The sequence below is a fragment of the Pseudoduganella sp. GCM10020061 genome (assembly GCF_042683405.1).
Classification (GTDB): Bacteria; Pseudomonadota; Gammaproteobacteria; order Burkholderiales; family Burkholderiaceae_D; genus Telluria.
Map to the genome: position 1 here is coordinate 129,265 of NZ_JBHUJS010000002.1, position 16,752 is coordinate 146,016.

Here is a 16,752-nt window from a genome sequence, read left to right on the forward strand (position 1 = left end):
GCGTTTATTTTTCCGACAGCATATAGCCGACGCTGCGCACGGTGCGAACCATGTGCTCGGCCTCGCCCAGCGCCTTGCGCAAGCGCAGCACGTGCACGTCCACCGTGCGCTCCTCGATTGCGACATGGTTGCCCCACACCTTGTCGAGCAGCTGCGCGCGCGTAAACGCCCGGTCAGGATGCGCCATCAGGTACTTGAGCAGCTTGAACTCGGCGTGGCCGATCTCGATGCGCTCGCCGCCCACGGTCACCGACAGGCTGGCCGGATCCAGCTGGACCGGCCCCGCCGTCAGCAGGTCCATGCCCTGCTCCGGCGCCTTGCGCCGCAACAGCGCCTTGGCGCGCGCCAGCAGCTCGCGCGGCGAGAACGGCTTGGTGATGTAGTCGTCCGCGCCCGCGTCCAGCCCCGATATCTTGTCCTCTTCCATGCTCTTCGCAGTCAGCATGATGACCGGGATGCGCTGGAACTGGCGGTCGGCGCGGATGCGCCCGAGCAGGCGCAGGCCGCTCTGGTCCGGCAGCATCCAGTCGAGCAGCATCAGGTCGGGAATGCGCTGGGTGATCGCCTCCCACGCCGCGGCCGTGGTGGACACCGCCACCACATCCCAGCCCGCCTCGCGCAAGGAAAAACTCACCAGCTCCACGATCGCCGGCTCGTCCTCGACAACGAGGATCCGGGTACGTTCGCCTGCCATTTATTCGATGGCTCCGTTGCCGGCGGCAGGCTTGGTGTGGCGGATGTCCTTGCCCTCGACCACGTAGATCACGTATTCCGCGATGTTCTTGGCATGGTCGCCGATGCGTTCGATCGCCTTGGCCACCCACAGGGTATCGAGGGCCGGCGAGATCGTGCGCGGATCTTCCATCATGAAGGTGATCAGGTTGCGCATGATGGTGCGGAAATCGTGGTCGACGATTTCGTCCTGCGCGATCAGGTCCATCGCCTGGGAACCGTCCAGGCGCGCGAACGCGTCCAGCGCGTCGTGCAGCATCTGCCCGGTGGTGCCAGCGATCGAACGCACCATGTCGTAGTGCTGCAGGTTGGCCGCGGTGCCGCGCGAGTACATGTCGCGCGCGGTGCGGGCGATCTTGGCCGCCTCGTCGCCGATGCGTTCGAGGTCGGTGATGACCTTTACCGTCGCCATCACGGTACGCAGGTCGTTCGCGGCCGGCTGGCGGCGCACGATCAGGTGGCTGCAGGCGTCGTCCAGCGAGACTTCGAGCTGGTTGACGGTGGCGTCGTTCGCCATCACTTGCGCGGCGCGTTCGACATTGCCGCCCTTGAAGCATTCCATCGCTTCCAGGAACTGCTCCTCGACGATGCCGCCCATCTGCAGCACCTTCGAACGGATCGCCTCAAGTTCCTGGTCATACTGTTTGGAAGAGTGTTCGCCAATCATGGTGGGTCCTGGTCTCGTTATGGTCAGCCGAAGCGGCCGGTGATGTAGTCCTGCGTTTCCTTGCGTGCCGGGTTCATGAAGATCTGGTCGGTCTCCCCGAACTCGACCACGTGCCCCAGGTACATGTATGCAGTGTAATCCGAGCAGCGCGCGGCCTGTTGCATATTGTGGGTGACGATCGCGATCGTGTAGTCCTTCTTCAGCTCGCTGATCAGCTCTTCCACCTTGGCGGTGGAGATCGGATCGAGCGCGGACGTGGGCTCGTCGAGCAGCAGCACGTCAGGCTTGACGGCGACGCCGCGCGCGATGCACAGGCGCTGCTGCTGGCCGCCGGACAGCGACAGGCCGGATTTGTTCAACTTGTCCTTGACCTCTTCCCACAGCGCCGCCTTCTTCAGCGCCCACTCCACGCGCTCGTCCATCGCGCCCTTGGACAGGTCCTCGTACAGGCGCACGCCGAACGCGATGTTGTCGTACACGGACATCGGGAACGGGGTCGGCTTCTGGAACACCATGCCAACTTTCGCGCGCAGCATATTCACGTCCTGGTCCGGATCGAGGATGTTGCGGCCGCGGTACATGATCTGGCCTTCCGCGCGCTGGCCCGGGTACAGGTCGTACATGCGGTTCAGGGTGCGCAGCAGGGTCGATTTGCCGCAGCCGGACGGGCCGATGAAGGCCGTCACCTTGCGCTCGTGGATATCCAGGCTGACGTCGTGCAGGGCCTGGCTCTTCCCGTAGAAGAAGTTGAGGTGGTCGATATCGATCGTGACCTTCTGCGCCACGGTAGCGTCGTTCATGTCGTTCTCGTTCATGGTCATCATTATTTAGGCGTTTTCTGGCTGAATGCGGTGCGGGACAGGATGTTCAATCCGAGCACGCTCAGGGTCACGAGCAGTGCGCCGCCCCATGCGAGGGCGCGCCAGTCGTCGTACGGGCTCATGGCGAACTGGTAGATCACCACAGGCAGGTTGGCCATCGGGGCGTTCATGTCGGCGCTGAAGAACTGGTTGTTCAGCGCGGTGAACAGCAGCGGCGCGGTCTCGCCCGAGATGCGCGCCACCGCCAGCAGCACGCCGGTGATCACGCCCGCCTTGACGGCGCGCAGGCGCACCATGGTGGCGACCTTCCAGCGCGGGGCGCCAAGCGCGAACGCGGCTTCCAGCAGGCTCGATGGCACCAGGCGCAGCATGTTGTCCGTGGTGCGCACCACCACCGGGATGGCGATCAGCGACAGCGCAATCGAACCGGCGTAGCCGGAGAAGTGCTTGGCATTGGCCACGTACAGGGTGTACACGAACAGGCCGATCACGATCGACGGCGCGGACAGCATGATGTCGGTGACGAAGCGGGTGACCGAGGCAAAGCGGTTCTCGTCGCCGTATTCGGCCAGGTAGATGCCGGCCAGGATGCCGACCGGCGTGGACACCAGCGTGGACAGGCCCACCATCATCACCGAGCCGACGATGGCGTTGCGCAGGCCTCCGACGGTCTCGCTGCCCGGCGCCGGCGTGTCGGCGGTGAACAGCGTCAGCGCCAGCGCGTCGAAGCCGTTGATCAGCAGCGTGGCCAGGATCCAGAACAGCGCGACCAGGCCGAACGACATGGCCAGCACCGACATGGTGATGCCGACACGGTGCCTGAACAGGCGCTTGCGGTAGACAGGATTCATTGGGGTGTTCATTTTGCGCCCTCCTTGCGCGCCATCCCGGCCAGCATCAGCTTGGCGGCGGACAGGACGATAAACGTGATCGCGAACAGGATCAGGCCCAGCGCGTACAGCGAGGCCAGGTGCAGGTCCGACGCGGCTTCCGCGAATTCGTTGGCCAGCGTGGACGAGATCGAATTGCCGGCGTCGAACAGCGATTTGGGCAGCTCGTGCGCGTTACCGATCACGAAGGTGACGGCCATGGTTTCGCCGAGCGCGCGGCCCAGCCCCAGCATCACGCCGCCGACCACGCCCGTCTTGGTGTACGGGAGCACGACCTTGCGCACCACTTCCCAGCGGGTGCAGCCCAGGCCATAGGCCGATTCCTTCAGTACCGCGGGCACCACCTCGAACACGTCGCGCATGACCGAGGCGATGAACGGGATGATCATCACTGCCAGGATGATGCCGGCGGTGAGCACGCCCAGGCCCATGGTCGGTCCGGAGAACAGCGGTCCGATGAACGGCAGGTGGCCGACCGTCTCCTTGAGGAAGGGCTGGACATGGTCGCCGAACATCGGCGCGAACACGAACAGGCCCCACATGCCGTAGATGATCGACGGCACGCCGGCCAGCAGTTCGACCGCGGTGCCCATCGGGCGGCGCAGCCACACCGGGCAGATCTCGGTGAGGAACAGCGCGATGCCAAAGCTGATCGGGAACGCGATCACCAGTGCGATGACGGAAGTGATCAGGGTGCCGGCGATCGGGATCAGGGCGCCGTATTTGTCGTCGACGGGATCCCACTCGGCGGTGGAGACGAAGGCTGCGCCGAACTCCTTGAACGCCGGCAGCGAGCCCTGGATCAGGGATACGATGATCCCCAGAAGTACGAAAAGCACCGATGCCGCAAACAGCATGGTGGTCTTGTGGAAGATGAAGTCTTGTAGCCGCTGCCGCCGCATTACTGCATGCATGCGGGCGTCGCCATGCTCTTGGTCTGCCGATCCGGTGTATGCCGTCATCGTGCTGTCTTGGGTTGTACTCATTATTATGTGAGCGCCCGGTCCGCGGAACCGGGCGCTTTATGTGTTGACGCTGTTTGGATTACAGGATGGCCTTGCCCGAAGCGTCCTTCAGCTCGGTCTTCCAGTTTTGCTGCACCAGCTTGCTGACTGCTTCCGGCATCGGCACGTAGTCCAGTTCCACTGCTGCCGGGTCGCCGTTCTTGAACGCCCAGTCGAAGAACTTCAGCACTTCGCGGCCCTTTGCTGCGTCGGACTGCGACTTGTGCATGATGATGAACGATGCGCCGGTGATCGGCCACGCGCCCTTGCCCGCCTGGTTGGTCAGCACCACGCCGAAGCCGGGGGTCTTGGCCCAGTCGGCAGCGGCTGCAGCGGCCTTGAAGGTGCTGTCGTCAGGCTGCACGAACTCGCCGTTCTTGTTCTGCAGCTGGGTGTGCTGCATCTTGTTCTTCTTGGCGTAGGCGTATTCGACGTAGCCGATCGCGCCCTTGATGCGCTGCACGTTGGCGGCCACGCCTTCGTTGCCCTTGCCGCCCACGCCGACCGCCCACTTCACGGTGGTGCCTGCGCCGATGGTTTTCTGGAACTCAGGGCTGGACTTGGACAGGAAGTCGGTCCACAGGAACGAGGTGCCCGAGCTGTCCGCGCGGCGCACGACGGTGATCTCGTCGTCCGGCAGCTTGACGCCCGGGTTCAGGGCGACGATTTTCTGGTCGTTCCACTTGACGATCTTGCCCATGTAGATGTCCGCGACCACAGCGCCGGTCAGCTTCATCTGCCCTGGCTGCACGCCGGGCAGGTTCACGATAGGGACCACGCCGCCCATCACGACCGGGAACTGCATCAGGCCCGCTGCGTCCAGTTCTTCTTTTTTCAGCGGCATGTCCGAGGCGCCGAAATCGACCGTCTTGGCCTTGATCTGCTTGATGCCGGCGCCGGAGCCGACCGGCTGGTAGTTCATGCCAGTACCAGTCACTTTCTTGTAATTTTCCGCCCACTTGGCGTAGATCGGATAAGGGAACGTAGCACCCGCGCCAGTGATGTCCGCAGCAGCGGCCGAAGACATTGCAATTGCGCTAACTACGGCAGAGATCACCAACTGTTTGATTCGCATGTCGTTTTCCTTTTGTGTGGAAGAGTGGTTGTGACGCTTCGCAGTGTAAGGACCGAATATGACGCGTTTATGACATTGCAAAATATTTGTGGCGAGCGTCGGCACGGCGATATTACAAGTGTGACGGGACACGCGGCGCTGCTATGGCGCCGGGAAATTGATGACAAAAAGGAAACTTGGCGGAATCCGCCATAACATGGCCGATTCCGCCAAAAGGAGGGGAGTGTCCGAAGGGGGCACTCCCCTCCTTTTCAGCATCCGAAACCGAAAGAAGAGGTCATGGCCGCGCACAAGCCAGGCCGACAACGACTCACCTGCGGATGTCAGGGTGATTGCCGCAGAACCGGCCCGCTCCAGGGACAAAGCTCGTCTAGCCAAAAGCCCGATGGCCCTTTGGGAAGCGCGAAGCCGAGCAACACTGGATGCACCTCATATCCTAATGCCGCGAACGATCTCGCAATTCGCAGCCTGCGCTGCCGCAGGATCGGGCCATAATGTGGACGTCCCCCCGGCGTTCCGCGGCGAGAGAAGTACTGAATGAAATGGAGATGCTCCCTACCCACAATTGATCGCATGAGCCTCCAACGCTGGAGCACGGGTAAAGGATGCGTTTGCCGCTTCAACAAGCGGTAGGAGGAGTCGAAACGGCGATATTTGCTATGCGACAGTTTCGGCCTGAAGTTATACAAGAATCGCCTTTCCATACAACTCCCTGTCGTCTGGTTGGCGCCGCCTATTTGAGGAACTTCGAGATCAGCATCATGGCGGCCACGTCCACCTGGGTGAACGTGATGCCGACCTTGAACTCATCGCCGCTGAGCATGCAGTAGGCGATCGTGCCGCGCGCCTCGACAGGCTGGGACTGGCCGTCGAACGACAGCTCGAAGCGCACGCGCGCAGGAGCACCAATGCGTACGGGTTCGGGGGTCGCCAGGCCGACTCCGTTTTCCGAGAGGTCGACCGTGCGCACCCACACGGGCGATTTCGAATCTACCGAAATCAGCGCCTTGGTCTTCATGGGCTTGCGCTGCCCTCCCCGTCGTTCAATCGTCGGTAGCATGTTGGTCGGTCTCTCAGTCCAGTTCACGCAGCTTGTTCATGGCGTCGTCGATGCGCTCCACCGCGACGATCTTCATTCCCTCGATCGGCTGGCGCGGCGCGTTCGCCTTCGGGATCACGGCGATGGAGAAGCCCAGCTTGGCCGCTTCGCGCAGGCGCTCCTGGCCGCGCGGCGCCGGCCGGATCTCGCCGGCCAGGCCGACTTCGCCGAACACCACCAGGCCGCGCGGCAGCGCCTTGTTGCGCATCGACGAGTTAATCGCGAGCAGGACAGCCAGGTCGGCCGCCGGTTCGGTGATCTTGACGCCGCCGACCGCATTGATGAAGACATCCTGGTCGAAGGCGGCGATGCCGGCGTGCCGGTGCAGCACCGCCAGCAGCATCGCCAGCCGGTTCTGCTCCAGGCCGACCGACAGGCGGCGCGCGTTGGGCAGGTGGCTGGCGTCGACCAGCGCCTGCACCTCGACCAGCAGCGGGCGCGTGCCCTCCTGGGTGACCATCACGCAGGAACCCGGCACCTGGTTGTCGTGCTGCGACAGGAACAGTGCGGACGGGTTGGACACGCCCTTCAGGCCCTTCTCCGTCATCGCGAACACGCCCAGCTCGTTGACCGCGCCAAAACGGTTCTTGATGGCGCGCACCAGGCGGAAGCTCGACTGCGTGTCGCCCTCGAAGTACAGCACGGTATCGACGATGTGTTCCAGCACGCGCGGACCGGCCAGCGCGCCTTCCTTGGTGACATGGCCGACCAGGATGATGGTCACGCCGGTCTGCTTGGCCACGCGGGTCAGCTGCGCCGCGCATTCGCGCACCTGCGCCACCGAACCGGGCGCGGAAGTCAGCGCATCGGAATACAGGGTCTGGATGGAGTCGATCACCGCCACGTCGGGACGCAGGTCGGCGATGGTGCCAAGGATTTTCTCGAGCTGGATCTCGGCCTGCAGCTTCAGTTCGCGCGCATCGACCGCGAGCCGGCGCGCCCGCAGCGCGATTTGCGCGCCGGATTCCTCGCCGCTCACGTACAGCACGTTCTTGGTGGCGCCCAGCGAGGCCAGCGCCTGCAGCAGCAGGGTCGACTTGCCGATGCCCGGATCGCCGCCGATCAGCACCACGCCGCCGGCCACCAGGCCGCCGCCCAGCACGCGGTCGAACTCCTCGATGCCGGTGCCGAAGCGCGGCACGTCGATCGCCTCGATATCGGCCAGCGACAGCACCGGCGCGGTCTGCGCCAGGCTGCGGTGCGCCGTCTGCGACATGCGATTCAGGCCGGGCGCCTCGACCGCGCTTTCGACCAGCGTGTTCCAGGCCTGGCACGCGGAGCACTGCCCGGTCCATTTGGAGCTGATCCCGCCGCAATCGCTGCAGGTGTACTGTGTTTTTGGCTTGGCCATCAGGCGTCCGGCAAGAGATTGCGTTCTTCGAAGCGCACGCGGGCAGCCACGGCGCACATCAGTTCATAGCCGATCGTGCCGGCGGCGTGGGCCACCTCGTCGATCGGCAGTTCGCTGCCCCACAGGGTGGCGGTGGAACCGACGCGCGCCTGCGGCACCGGGGTCAGGTCCACGGCCATCATGTCCATCGAGACGCGCCCGACCAGCGTGGTGCGCACGCCATCGACCACCACCGGCGCGCCGTGCGGCGCGTGGCGCGGGTAGCCGTCGGCATAGCCGCAGGCCAGGATGCCGACCCGCATCGGGCCCGGCGCGACGAAGCGGCTGCCGTAGCCGACCGTGTCGCCGGCTTCCAGCTCCTGCACGGCGATCACGCCGGCGGTCAGGGTCATGGTGGGCAGCAGGCCCAGTTCTTCGGAGGTGCCGCAGCCGGGCGTGCCGCCGTACAGCATGATGCCCGGGCGGATCCAGTCCTCGGACAGGCTTTCGCCCAGGCCCGAGCGCAGCAGCACGCCGCCGGAATTGGACAGGCTGCGGTCGCCCGGCAGCCCGTCCGCGCCTTCGCAGAAGCGGCGCACCTGCTCCATCATGGGCAGGCGCGGATGCTCCAGTTCGTCCGCGTTGGCAAAGTGGGTCATCAGGGTAATGTCGCGTACCGCCGGGATCGCGCGCAGGCGCTCGTAGGCGGCGCGGTAGTCGCGCGGCTTGAAGCCGAGGCGGTTCATCCCGGTGTTCATCTTTAAATAGAGGTCGACCGGCTGGCTCAGGGCTGCCGATTCCAGCATCGCGATCTGTTCGGTGCAGTGGATCGCCGCGTGCAGCCGGTGCTGGGCCAGGAGCGCGCAGTCGGACGTTTCAAAGAAGCCTTCCAGCAGCAGGATCGGGCGCGTCCAGCCCAGCTCGCGCAGGCGCACCGCGTTCTCCAGCTCGATCAGCGCCAGGCCGTCGGCCGCCGCGAAACCGCGCATGCCGCGCTCCAGGCCGTGTCCATACGCATTCGCCTTCACCACGGCCCAGGCGCGGGTGCCGGGTGCGCTCGCGCGGGCGCGCTGCAGGTTGTGGGCCATCGCGTCGAGATGGATGGTGGCGGTAGTCGGCCTTGGCATGACGGTACAGTAGTGGATGCAAAGCCGATATTTTACCGGACGCAAGGCCTTCCGGAGGGCCGCCGCAGCGGTCCGCCGTTTCTTTGGGATCGCATCCATTCATGGTATAAAGCAACCCACACTAGTTTTTAGCCTTGTCGAATGAACCGTGGTTTTTATACCATCATGGCGGCGCAGTTTTTTTCGTCGCTGGCGGACAACGCACTGTTGTTCGTCGCGATTGACCTGCTCGTCTCCATGAATGCGCCGGCGTCGCTGACGCCATTGCTCAAGCTGTCATTCGTCCTTTTCTACGTCCTGCTGGCTGCGTTTGTCGGTGCTTTCGCCGACGCGCTGCCGAAGGGCCGTGTCATGTTCATCGCGAACCTGATCAAGATTGCCGGGTGTTCGCTGATCTTCTTTACCGTGCATCCGCTGATGGCGTATGCAGTGGTGGGCTTCGGCGCGGCCGTCTATTCGCCCGCCAAGTACGGCATCCTGACCGAACTGCTGCCACCTGAAAAACTGGTGCCCGCCAACGGCTGGATCGAAGGCCTGACCGTCATGTCGATCATCCTCGGCACCGTGATGGGCGGCGCGCTGGTTTCCGCGCGCGTGTCCGAATACCTGCTGGGGATCGACCTGCCCGGCATCGACACCGGCATCACGACCACCACCGACGCCGCGCTGACCGTCGTGATCGGCATTTACGCACTGGCCACGCTGTTCAACCTGCGCATCCCCGATACCGGCGCGCGCTACGAGCACCAGGAGCGCAATCCGCTCAAGCTGATCACCGATTTCGCCAACTGCTCGGCCACCCTGTGGCGCGACAAGCTGGGCCAGATTTCGCTGGCGGTGACCACGCTGTTCTGGGGCGCGGGCGCGACGCTGCAGCTGATCGTCCTGAAGTGGGCGGAAAAATCGCTGCACATGCCATTCGATAAAGCGACCAGCCTGGTGGGCGTGGTGGCGATCGGCGTGGCGGTGGGCGCCGCTGCCGCCGCACAGATCATCCCGCTGCGCAAATCGCTGACCGTCATCCCGCTGGGCATCATCATGGGCATGATCGTGGTGCTGATGGTGGCGGTGACGAACGTGGTGATCGCCTATCCGCTGCTGATCCTGATCGGCGTGCTGTCCGGCTTCTTCGTGGTGCCGATGAACGCATTGCTGCAGCACCGCGGCCACGTCCTGATGAGCGCGGGCCATTCGATCGCGGTGCAGAACTTTAACGAGAACCTGTCGATCCTGACCATGCTCGCGATTTACGCGGCGCTGATCACGCTGAACGTGGACCTGGACGTGATCATCGTGCTGTTCGGACTGTCGATCGCCGGCATCATGTACCTGATCATGCGCCGCCATGCGGCCAACCAGCGCGAGCACGATTCGCTGGCACTGATCGGCGAGCACAAACATTGAATGGATGGGGACTGTCCATGCGGACCGTCCCCAACTTCTATCCCACCCGGCGGCTCGCGGCGCGGCCGCGCCAGTCGTCCGGCACCACGAATGCACGCTCGCATTCGGTCCACACTCCCCCATCCTCGCGCATCGACGCCACCAGCATCGGCATCGCCGGCGCTGCGAAGTGTTCCGCTACCTGCCCGGCGAGCGCCTCGCGCGCCAGCACAGCGCCGGCGTCGCCGGTCCGCGCCGGCGCCAGCCACTCCATCCGCGCCAGCGGCATGAACCAGTCGCCCTCGAGCTGCTCCAGTTCGCCCGCGCTGCACCAGGTGCCGCGGCAGTGCTGCGGATCGAGTCCTTCCAGCCCACTGACGGTCCCGCGCGGATAAAACAGCCAGCCCTTGACCAGGGCCTGCGCGCGCGCGACGGGGCGCGGCAGCACGGCCTGCGCTGCCGGGTGGTCCGCCAGCGCCAGCTGCTTGCTGGTGATCTTGCGCATTTTCTGCCCGAGGCTGTCGGCCAGGTTGGGGCCGACCAGCGAATCCAGCTGGTCCGGCCAGACGCCCTCCAGAAGGTAGAACTTGGTGGCGAACTCGATGTGCAGCGCCTTGCCGCCACCCGCATCGAGCAGGAAATCGAACTCGCCGACCGTGTCGTTGCGCGCCGCCCGCACCTGCAAGCCGTGCGCGACCAGCGTGCCCTGTTCGCGGAAATAAAAGGCGATCAGCTTCTCCGCGTACAGGCCAAGGCGGGTGTAGGCGCGCTCGCCCAGCGCCGCCAGCAACGGCGACGGATCGGCATCCAGGCCGAGCAGCCAGTCGCGCAGCGCGGCGTCCGGTTCGGGCAGCGTGGCGATCTTGCCTTGCCAGTGAGGGTGCACGGGGTCGAGCAGCCCTGGCGAGTCGAGAAGCCAGGCAAGCGTCCGGACGTGGGGATTGGAGAGCTGGCTCCAGGCCCGCGCGAAGCGGGCCTGGTAGTTGTCAGGCGGGCGGTCCATCGGTCGCGGCCAGGCACAGGTCGGTCCAGGCAAGCGACTTGTCCTGGCCGCGGCGCAGCAGTTCGGCCGGGTGGAGCGTGGCGACCATGCGCACGCCGGCGGCCTGGTGCTGCTGGCCGCGCGCCTGCGCCAGCGGCTGCGACAGGGGCTGGCCCAGCATTGCGTTGGCGGCGACCTGGCCGAGGGTGAGCAGCGTGTCCGCGCCGGTTAGCGCGACCTCGCGTTCGACGAAAGGACGGCACGCGGCGGCTTCTTCCGCCGTCGGCGCGCGGTCCGCGCCGCTGGACGTCGACGGCCGGCACTTGATCACGTTCGTGACCCAGACATCGTTGTCGGCCGAGTGGCCGGCGGCGGCGAGCATGTTCGCGAGCAGCGTGCCGGCTTCGCCGGCCAGCGGCACGCCTTCCTTGTGGTCCTGGGCGCTGGCCGCGCCGGCGGCGACGACCCAGCGCGCGCGGCGCGCGCCGGCGCCCATGACGGGCCGCGTGCCGGGAGCGCATGCGCCGCAGCGCGTGCAGGCGGCGATGGCCTGCTCCAGCTCTGCCCAGTCCATGCGCGCGATGCGCTGCTCCTCGCTCAGTTCGGCCGGGACGGCTGCATCGCGCTGCGGTGCCTGCACCGGTGCAGGCGCGGGCGCGGCCGGCGCGACAGCCGGTTGCTGCTCCGCCTCGGCCTGCGGCGCAGCGGTCCGCGGCACCCACAGCGGCGTGATGCCCATCTCCTTGAGGAAGGCGGCGGTACGGCCGTTCATAGTGTGTACCTCATGACGATCGCGTCCTCGCGGCCTTTCGGGCCTGCCGGGTAATAACCCTTGCGCACGCCGATCGCGACGTAGCCGTAGTGCCGGTAGACCTTGAGCGCGCGCTCGTTGGTCGGGCGCACTTCCAGCAGGATCGACTCCATGCCCTGCTCGCGCGCACGCGCGCTCAGGCGGTCGAGCAGGCGGCGTCCGATGCCCTGCCCCTGGTGGTCTGCGGCGACGGCGACATTCAGGAGGTGTGCCTCGTCCACGGCCCACATGGCCAGGTAATAGCCTGCCAGCGCACCTGCCTCGTCGCGCACGACGGTCGCTTCGTAGCCCGCCGACAGCGAGTCGGCGAAATTGGGGCGGGTCCAGGGATAGGGATAGACGGCCTGTTCGAGCGCGACCACTTCGTCCAGGTCGGACTCGCGCATCGGCGCGAACACCAGGCTGTCCTGCGCGTGCGCGGCACTCATGCGGCGTCCTTCGCGGCGTTGATCGCCTTGCGCTCGGCGCTGGTGTAGGCAACCTTGTTACGCAGGTACAGCGGCTGCGCCTGGGCCGCCGGGACGGCATGGCCGGCGGCGAATAGCGCCTCGGCGAGCCGGGCGATCTGGGCCGCATGCGGCAGGATCGCGGTCAGCGCACCTTGCGCGAATGCCTTGCCGGCAAACGCCTCCGGATAGGCGGAGATGCCGTTCCCGCAGGCGACCAGGCCATCGGCCGGCACTGGCGCCACGGCTTCCGGTGCCGACAGCACCGGTTCCGCAACGGCAGTCCACGTTCCGCCGGTCCAGCGGTATTGCGCCCAATAGACTTCGCCCATGCGCGCATCGAGCACCGTGAGGATGTCGGCGGCGCCGCACTGCTCGCGGCAGGCCAGCGCCATGGCGGGCAGGGTCACGACCGGCACCACCGGCAGGGACGCGCCGAACGCCAGGCCCTGGGCGATGCCGCAGGCGGTCCGCACGCCGGTAAACGAGCCGGGGCCGGCTCCGAATGCGATCGCATCCATGTCGGCCAGCGCAACGCCCGCTTCGGCGAGCAGCTCCTGCACCATCGGCAGCACCGACGCCGAATGCGTGCGCACGCCGCTCGACTCGCGCGCCAGCACCGCCCCATCCTTCAGCAGCGCGACGGAGGCAAGTTCGGACGAGGTTTCGATGGCGAGAATGGTAGACATACCAGTATTTTACCTTGGCCGATGCCGGCGCGGGACAGCGTGCGCACCTGCGGGTTAGAATACCTGCTCATGCATAGCCTGACCCTTACCCCCGACAATGTAGGCGAGATCGCGCGTGCGCTGGAAGGCGACCGCTGGATCGTCGCGTGCCTGTGCGCCGCATGGTGCGGCACCTGCGGCGTCTACCGCAACGCCTTCGACGGCGTGGCGCAGCGGCATCCGGACAAGGTGTTTGTGTGGATCGACATCGAAGACAATGCCGACCTGCTGGGCGACCTGGATGTGGAGAATTTCCCGACCGTGCTAGTGCAGCGCCAGGACCGGGTGGCATTTTTCGGGACCATGCTGCCCGATCCGCTGCTGCTGGACCGGCTGGTGCAGGCGCAGGCGGAGTTGCCCGAGCAGGAACTGGCCAGGCTGGCGCAATCGAGCGAAGAGCGGCGCATGTGGCAGCGCGACTGCAACCTGCGCCAGATGCTCCGGGGCTGAGCCAGGGGAACAGCCCCCTGGAACACTAGCGCCGCCAGGCCCCGAGCAGGTCGCCGGGCAGCACCGGCCGGCTGTAGAAGTAGCCCTGCGCCATCGTGCAGCCGTGCCGCAGCAGGAACGCCGCCTGGTCGTCCGTTTCCACGCCTTCCGCCACCACCGACAGGTTCAGCGATTTGCCCAGCTGGATGATCGCGATCGCGATCGCTTCGTCGTTGGCGTCGGTCGAGATGTCCTTGATGAACGAACGGTCGATCTTGAGCGTCTGCACCGGCAGCTGCTTCAGGTAGGCCAGCGACGAGTAGCCGGTGCCGAAGTCGTCGATCGCCAGCCCCACGCCGATCTCGTGCAGTCCGTTGATGAAGGCCAGCGCGTCGCCCGTATTCATGATGACCGTTTCGGTCACTTCCAGCTGCAGGCGCGATGGCGCCAGCCCGGTTTCCTTCAGCACTTCGCCCACGGTGCTCACGATGGAGCCGCGTTCGAACTGGCGCGCCGACAGGTTCACCGCCACTTTCGGCACCGCGAATCCGGCCTCGTCCCAGCGCACCATCTGGCGGCACGCCTCGGCCAGCACCCATTCGCCCAGCTGGTTGATGAAACCGGTGTCTTCCGCCAGCGGCACGAAGCGCGCCGGCGGGACCAGGCCCAGCTCCGGATTCTGCCAGCGCACCAGCGCTTCCACGCCGATCAGCCGGCCGCTGTCGATTTCCACCTGCGGCTGGTAGTGCAGGAAGATCTCGCCCTTTTCGATCGAACGGCGCAGCAGCGTCTCCAGGCGCAGGCGCTCGACGCCCTCCCCGCTCATCGATTCGGTGTAGAACTGGTAGCCGTTGCGGCCGCGCGCCTTGGCCTGGTACATGGCCACGTCGGCATTGCGGATCAGCATATTCAGGTCGCCCGCATCGTTCGGGTACATGGCGATGCCGACGCTGGCCGTGACGAACAGCTCGTAGCCGGACACCATGAACGGCTGCTCGAACAGCGCCACCAGCTTCTCGGCCACGTGCGCCGCGCCGCCGGCGCCCGCCACGTCCTCGAGCAGGACGATGAATTCGTCGCCGCCCAGGCGGGCCAGCGTGTCGCCTTCGCGCAGCTTGCCGGTGAGCGCGCGCGCCACCTGCTTGAGCAGCTCGTCGCCGGTATGGTGGCCGAGCGTGTCGTTGACGTTCTTGAAGCGGTCCAGGTCGATGAACAGCAGCGCCAGCTGCTCCTGGTCGCGCGATGCGCGCTGCAACGCGTGCTGCAGCCGGTCGTGGAACAGCAGGCGGTTCGGCAGCTGGGTCAGCGGATCGTGGTGCGCCATGTGGTCCAGCTGCTCCTGCGATTCCCTCACCTTGGTGATGTCCGAGAACACGCCGACATAGTGGGTGCGCGCGCCGCTGTTGTCGCGCACCGCCGAGATGGTCAGCCATTCAAGATACAGTTCACCATTGCGGCGCAGGTTCCACAGCTCGCCGCGCCAGTAGCCGCTCTCCTGCACTTCGCGCCACAGTTCGTCGTAGAAGGACTGGTCGTGGCGCGAGGAGCGCGTCAGGTTGTACGGCTGGCCCAGCGCCTCCTCCTCGGTGTAGCCGGTGATCTGGGTAAAGGCCGGGTTGACCGCAACGATGCGGCCGTCGACATCGACCACCATCACGCCGTCGGCGATCTGCTCCAGCACGGTCGCGGACAGGCGCAGCTTTTCCTCGGCCAGCTTGCGCTCGGTGATGTCGGCGTACACCCAGATGCTGCCCTCGTCCGGACGGGACGGGTCGAGCGCGCAGCCCGACACCATAGTCCAGAACAGGGAGCCGTCGGCGCGCTTGTACTTGCGCTCCTCGCTGAAGTAACCCCCGCGTCCGATCTCGGGGTACTGGCGCACGCCGGCCAATTCGTATTCGGCCTCGGTCGGGAACACGATGACAGTCGATTCGTGCAGCATCTCGCCCGGTGCGTAGCCGAACAGCTCTTCGCAGCGGCGGTTGACCGAGACGATGCGGCGGTGGCGCACGAACATCACGCCGAACATCACGTTCTCCAGGATCGCGCTCTGCTCGGCCAGCAGCGCCTCGATGCGCATTTCGTTGTATTTGCGCTCGCTGATGTCCGAGATCAGTCCGTCCACCCACAGCAGCTTGCCCTCGCTATCGTACTGCGGCTGGCCGCGTTCCGCGACCCAGCGCTCGCTGCCGCTGGGCGAAATGATGCGGTATTCCGCTTCGTACGGGCGGCCCTCGGCGACGGCGCCGGCCATCACGCGATACTGCTCGCGCCGGTCTTCGGGCGCGACCATGTCCTGCCACAGCCCGACGCTGTTGCCGATCAGGCGCGAGGCGGGGAAGCCGCCGATCGCCTCGATCGCATCGGACACGAAATCGACCTTGCCGTCGGCATTCACGCGGAACACCGCGCCCGGCACCTGGGTCACGATGGTGCGGAAGCGCTCCTCGCGCCGCGCCACGTCGTCGAACAGGTGGCGGATCGCCACCCGCATCTGGTCCAGCTGGATCGCCAGGCGCCCGAGCTCGTCGTTGCCGCCCATGTCGAGCCGGGTCGTGAAGTCGCCGTGCGACAGGCGGTCCGAAAAACTCATCAGCTTGCGCAGCGGCGACAGCAGGCGCCGGTTCAGGAACAGCACGATCAGCACCAGCGAGACGCCGAGCTGGCTCGCCAGCACCAGCGCATAGCTGACCTGCTTCTCGTGCAATTCTTCCTGGGTGCGCGCATCGTCCATTGCCAGCACGACGCGGCCGATGCGTTCGCCGCGCACGGTGACTTCGCGCTGGGCGCGCACCACGTTGCCCTGGGCGCGCGGCGGAGCGAAGGCGGCAATGAACTGGCGGCCGGACTGGTCGAGCACCTCCACGCCGACCACGGACGGGTCGCGCATGACGGAGGCGGCCAGCGAGCGCGCCGATTCGGGATTCATGTTCCAGAGCGACTCCTGCATGCCGAGCGCGAGGATGTCGGCATTGCGCTGGAGCGACTCGTCCAGCTGCGAGCGCGCCGCCTGGCGCTGCTGCACGCCGATCAGCACATAGCTGCCGATCAGCGCCGGGATGACGAGGCCGCCGAACACGACCAGCAGCAGCGATCCATAGATCGAGCGACCGGTCAGCCGGGACAACCTGGAGCGAAGGCGCGAGGTGAAACTAGTCATGCAAGCGTGCTACCCGACCGGACAATGAACATATAGGCATCTTTGATGCTTCAAGGCAAAAAAACGTG

Annotated in this window: 16 protein-coding genes; 2 read left to right on the forward strand and 14 right to left on the reverse strand. The window is 65.9% G+C overall.

The window, feature by feature from the left end; all coding sequences use genetic code 11:
* Positions 1-4: 4 nt before the first annotated feature.
* The 9 genes from phoB to alr form a co-directional block, all read right to left on the reverse strand.
* Positions 5-694, reverse strand: coding sequence for a phosphate regulon transcriptional regulator PhoB (gene phoB / locus ACFSQR_RS04410; protein WP_377728408.1), 690 nt, complete (start codon positions 692-694; stop codon positions 5-7).
* Positions 695-1,399, reverse strand: a complete 705-nt coding sequence (gene phoU, locus ACFSQR_RS04415; RefSeq protein WP_377728409.1) for a phosphate signaling complex protein PhoU — start codon at positions 1,397-1,399, stop codon at positions 695-697. It lies immediately after the preceding gene.
* A 23-nt stretch (positions 1,400-1,422) separates the two neighbouring features.
* Positions 1,423-2,214, reverse strand: a complete 792-nt coding sequence (gene pstB, locus ACFSQR_RS04420; RefSeq protein ID WP_377728410.1) for a phosphate ABC transporter ATP-binding protein PstB — start codon at positions 2,212-2,214, stop codon at positions 1,423-1,425.
* Between the two features lie 8 nt (positions 2,215-2,222).
* A complete protein-coding gene (pstA, locus tag ACFSQR_RS04425; protein ID WP_377728411.1) occupies positions 2,223-3,083 on the reverse strand; it encodes a phosphate ABC transporter permease PstA in 861 nt (286 codons plus the stop codon).
* A complete protein-coding gene (gene pstC, locus ACFSQR_RS04430; protein WP_377728412.1) occupies positions 3,080-4,072 on the reverse strand; it encodes a phosphate ABC transporter permease subunit PstC in 993 nt (330 codons plus the stop codon). The genes pstA and pstC overlap by 4 nt, the downstream gene beginning before the upstream one ends.
* Positions 4,073-4,154: 82 nt before the next feature.
* Positions 4,155-5,189, reverse strand: a complete 1,035-nt coding sequence (gene pstS, locus ACFSQR_RS04435; RefSeq protein ID WP_377728413.1) for a phosphate ABC transporter substrate-binding protein PstS — start codon at positions 5,187-5,189, stop codon at positions 4,155-4,157.
* Between the two features lie 733 nt (positions 5,190-5,922).
* Positions 5,923-6,249 (reverse strand): PilZ domain-containing protein, encoded by a 327-nt coding sequence (locus tag ACFSQR_RS04440; RefSeq protein ID WP_377728414.1) that lies wholly within the window; start codon positions 6,247-6,249, stop codon positions 5,923-5,925.
* Between the two features lie 13 nt (positions 6,250-6,262).
* Positions 6,263-7,639: a DNA repair protein RadA gene (radA, locus tag ACFSQR_RS04445; protein ID WP_377728415.1), complete on the reverse strand. Its 1,377-nt coding sequence runs from the start codon at positions 7,637-7,639 to the stop codon at positions 6,263-6,265.
* The gene (gene alr, locus ACFSQR_RS04450) at positions 7,639-8,745 is read right to left on the reverse strand and encodes an alanine racemase (protein ID WP_377728416.1); all 1,107 of its coding nucleotides are present in this window, start codon (positions 8,743-8,745) and stop codon (positions 7,639-7,641) included. Before alr ends, radA begins: the two co-directional genes overlap by 1 nt.
* A gap of 141 nt (positions 8,746-8,886) precedes the next feature.
* Between alr and lplT the strand changes: the two genes are divergently transcribed.
* Positions 8,887-10,149 carry a lysophospholipid transporter LplT gene (gene lplT / locus ACFSQR_RS04455; RefSeq protein WP_377728417.1) on the forward strand — a complete coding sequence of 421 codons (1,263 nt, stop codon included), beginning with the start codon at positions 8,887-8,889 and terminating at the stop codon, positions 10,147-10,149.
* A 37-nt stretch (positions 10,150-10,186) separates the two neighbouring features.
* Here lplT and ACFSQR_RS04460 read toward each other — a convergent pair whose 3' ends face one another.
* The 4 genes from ACFSQR_RS04460 to tsaB are packed head-to-tail and all read right to left on the reverse strand — an operon-like array spanning position 10,187 to position 13,056.
* Entirely contained in the window at positions 10,187-11,131 is a 945-nt protein-coding gene (locus ACFSQR_RS04460; RefSeq protein WP_377728418.1) for a DUF1853 family protein, read from the reverse strand.
* Positions 11,115-11,882, reverse strand: a complete 768-nt coding sequence (locus ACFSQR_RS04465; protein ID WP_377728419.1) for a uracil-DNA glycosylase — start codon at positions 11,880-11,882, stop codon at positions 11,115-11,117. The genes ACFSQR_RS04460 and ACFSQR_RS04465 overlap by 17 nt, the downstream gene beginning before the upstream one ends.
* Complete coding sequence (gene rimI / locus ACFSQR_RS04470; protein WP_377728420.1) at positions 11,879-12,349, reverse strand: ribosomal protein S18-alanine N-acetyltransferase; 471 nt, start codon at positions 12,347-12,349, stop codon at positions 11,879-11,881. The genes ACFSQR_RS04465 and rimI overlap by 4 nt, the downstream gene beginning before the upstream one ends.
* Positions 12,346-13,056 carry a tRNA (adenosine(37)-N6)-threonylcarbamoyltransferase complex dimerization subunit type 1 TsaB gene (tsaB, locus tag ACFSQR_RS04475; RefSeq protein WP_377728421.1) on the reverse strand — a complete coding sequence of 237 codons (711 nt, stop codon included), beginning with the start codon at positions 13,054-13,056 and terminating at the stop codon, positions 12,346-12,348. Before tsaB ends, rimI begins: the two co-directional genes overlap by 4 nt.
* A gap of 69 nt (positions 13,057-13,125) precedes the next feature.
* Here tsaB and ACFSQR_RS04480 point away from each other — a divergent pair, with 69 nt between their 5' ends.
* Positions 13,126-13,545, forward strand: coding sequence for a thioredoxin family protein (locus tag ACFSQR_RS04480; protein ID WP_377728422.1), 420 nt, complete (start codon positions 13,126-13,128; stop codon positions 13,543-13,545).
* A gap of 25 nt (positions 13,546-13,570) precedes the next feature.
* On the opposite strand, the gene ACFSQR_RS04485 is transcribed toward ACFSQR_RS04480, so the two are convergent.
* On the reverse strand, positions 13,571-16,684 hold the full coding sequence (locus tag ACFSQR_RS04485; protein WP_377728423.1) for an EAL domain-containing protein: 3,114 nt from the start codon (positions 16,682-16,684) through the stop codon (positions 13,571-13,573).
* Between the last annotated feature and the right edge of the window lie 68 nt (positions 16,685-16,752).

Bases quoted from the DNA above. Each gene is read 5' to 3' on its own strand.
- phoB (WP_377728408.1), bottom strand. From the start codon at position 694: ATGGCAGGCGAACGTACCCGGATCCTCGTTGTCGAGGACGAGCCGGCG.
- phoU (WP_377728409.1), bottom strand. From the start codon at position 1,399: ATGATTGGCGAACACTCTTCCAAACAGTATGACCAGGAACTTGAGGCG.
- pstB (WP_377728410.1), bottom strand. From the start codon at position 2,214: ATGAACGAGAACGACATGAACGACGCTACCGTGGCGCAGAAGGTCACG.
- pstA (WP_377728411.1), bottom strand. From the start codon at position 3,083: ATGAACACCCCAATGAATCCTGTCTACCGCAAGCGCCTGTTCAGGCAC.
- pstC (WP_377728412.1), bottom strand. From the start codon at position 4,072: ATGACGGCATACACCGGATCGGCAGACCAAGAGCATGGCGACGCCCGC.
- pstS (WP_377728413.1), bottom strand. From the start codon at position 5,189: ATGCGAATCAAACAGTTGGTGATCTCTGCCGTAGTTAGCGCAATTGCA.
- ACFSQR_RS04440 (WP_377728414.1), bottom strand. From the start codon at position 6,249: ATGCTACCGACGATTGAACGACGGGGAGGGCAGCGCAAGCCCATGAAG.
- radA (WP_377728415.1), bottom strand. From the start codon at position 7,639: ATGGCCAAGCCAAAAACACAGTACACCTGCAGCGATTGCGGCGGGATC.
- alr (WP_377728416.1), bottom strand. From the start codon at position 8,745: ATGCCAAGGCCGACTACCGCCACCATCCATCTCGACGCGATGGCCCAC.
- lplT (WP_377728417.1), top strand. From the start codon at position 8,887: ATGAACCGTGGTTTTTATACCATCATGGCGGCGCAGTTTTTTTCGTCG.
- ACFSQR_RS04460 (WP_377728418.1), bottom strand. From the start codon at position 11,131: ATGGACCGCCCGCCTGACAACTACCAGGCCCGCTTCGCGCGGGCCTGG.
- ACFSQR_RS04465 (WP_377728419.1), bottom strand. From the start codon at position 11,882: ATGAACGGCCGTACCGCCGCCTTCCTCAAGGAGATGGGCATCACGCCG.
- rimI (WP_377728420.1), bottom strand. From the start codon at position 12,349: ATGAGTGCCGCGCACGCGCAGGACAGCCTGGTGTTCGCGCCGATGCGC.
- tsaB (WP_377728421.1), bottom strand. From the start codon at position 13,056: ATGTCTACCATTCTCGCCATCGAAACCTCGTCCGAACTTGCCTCCGTC.
- ACFSQR_RS04480 (WP_377728422.1), top strand. From the start codon at position 13,126: ATGCATAGCCTGACCCTTACCCCCGACAATGTAGGCGAGATCGCGCGT.
- ACFSQR_RS04485 (WP_377728423.1), bottom strand. From the start codon at position 16,684: ATGACTAGTTTCACCTCGCGCCTTCGCTCCAGGTTGTCCCGGCTGACC.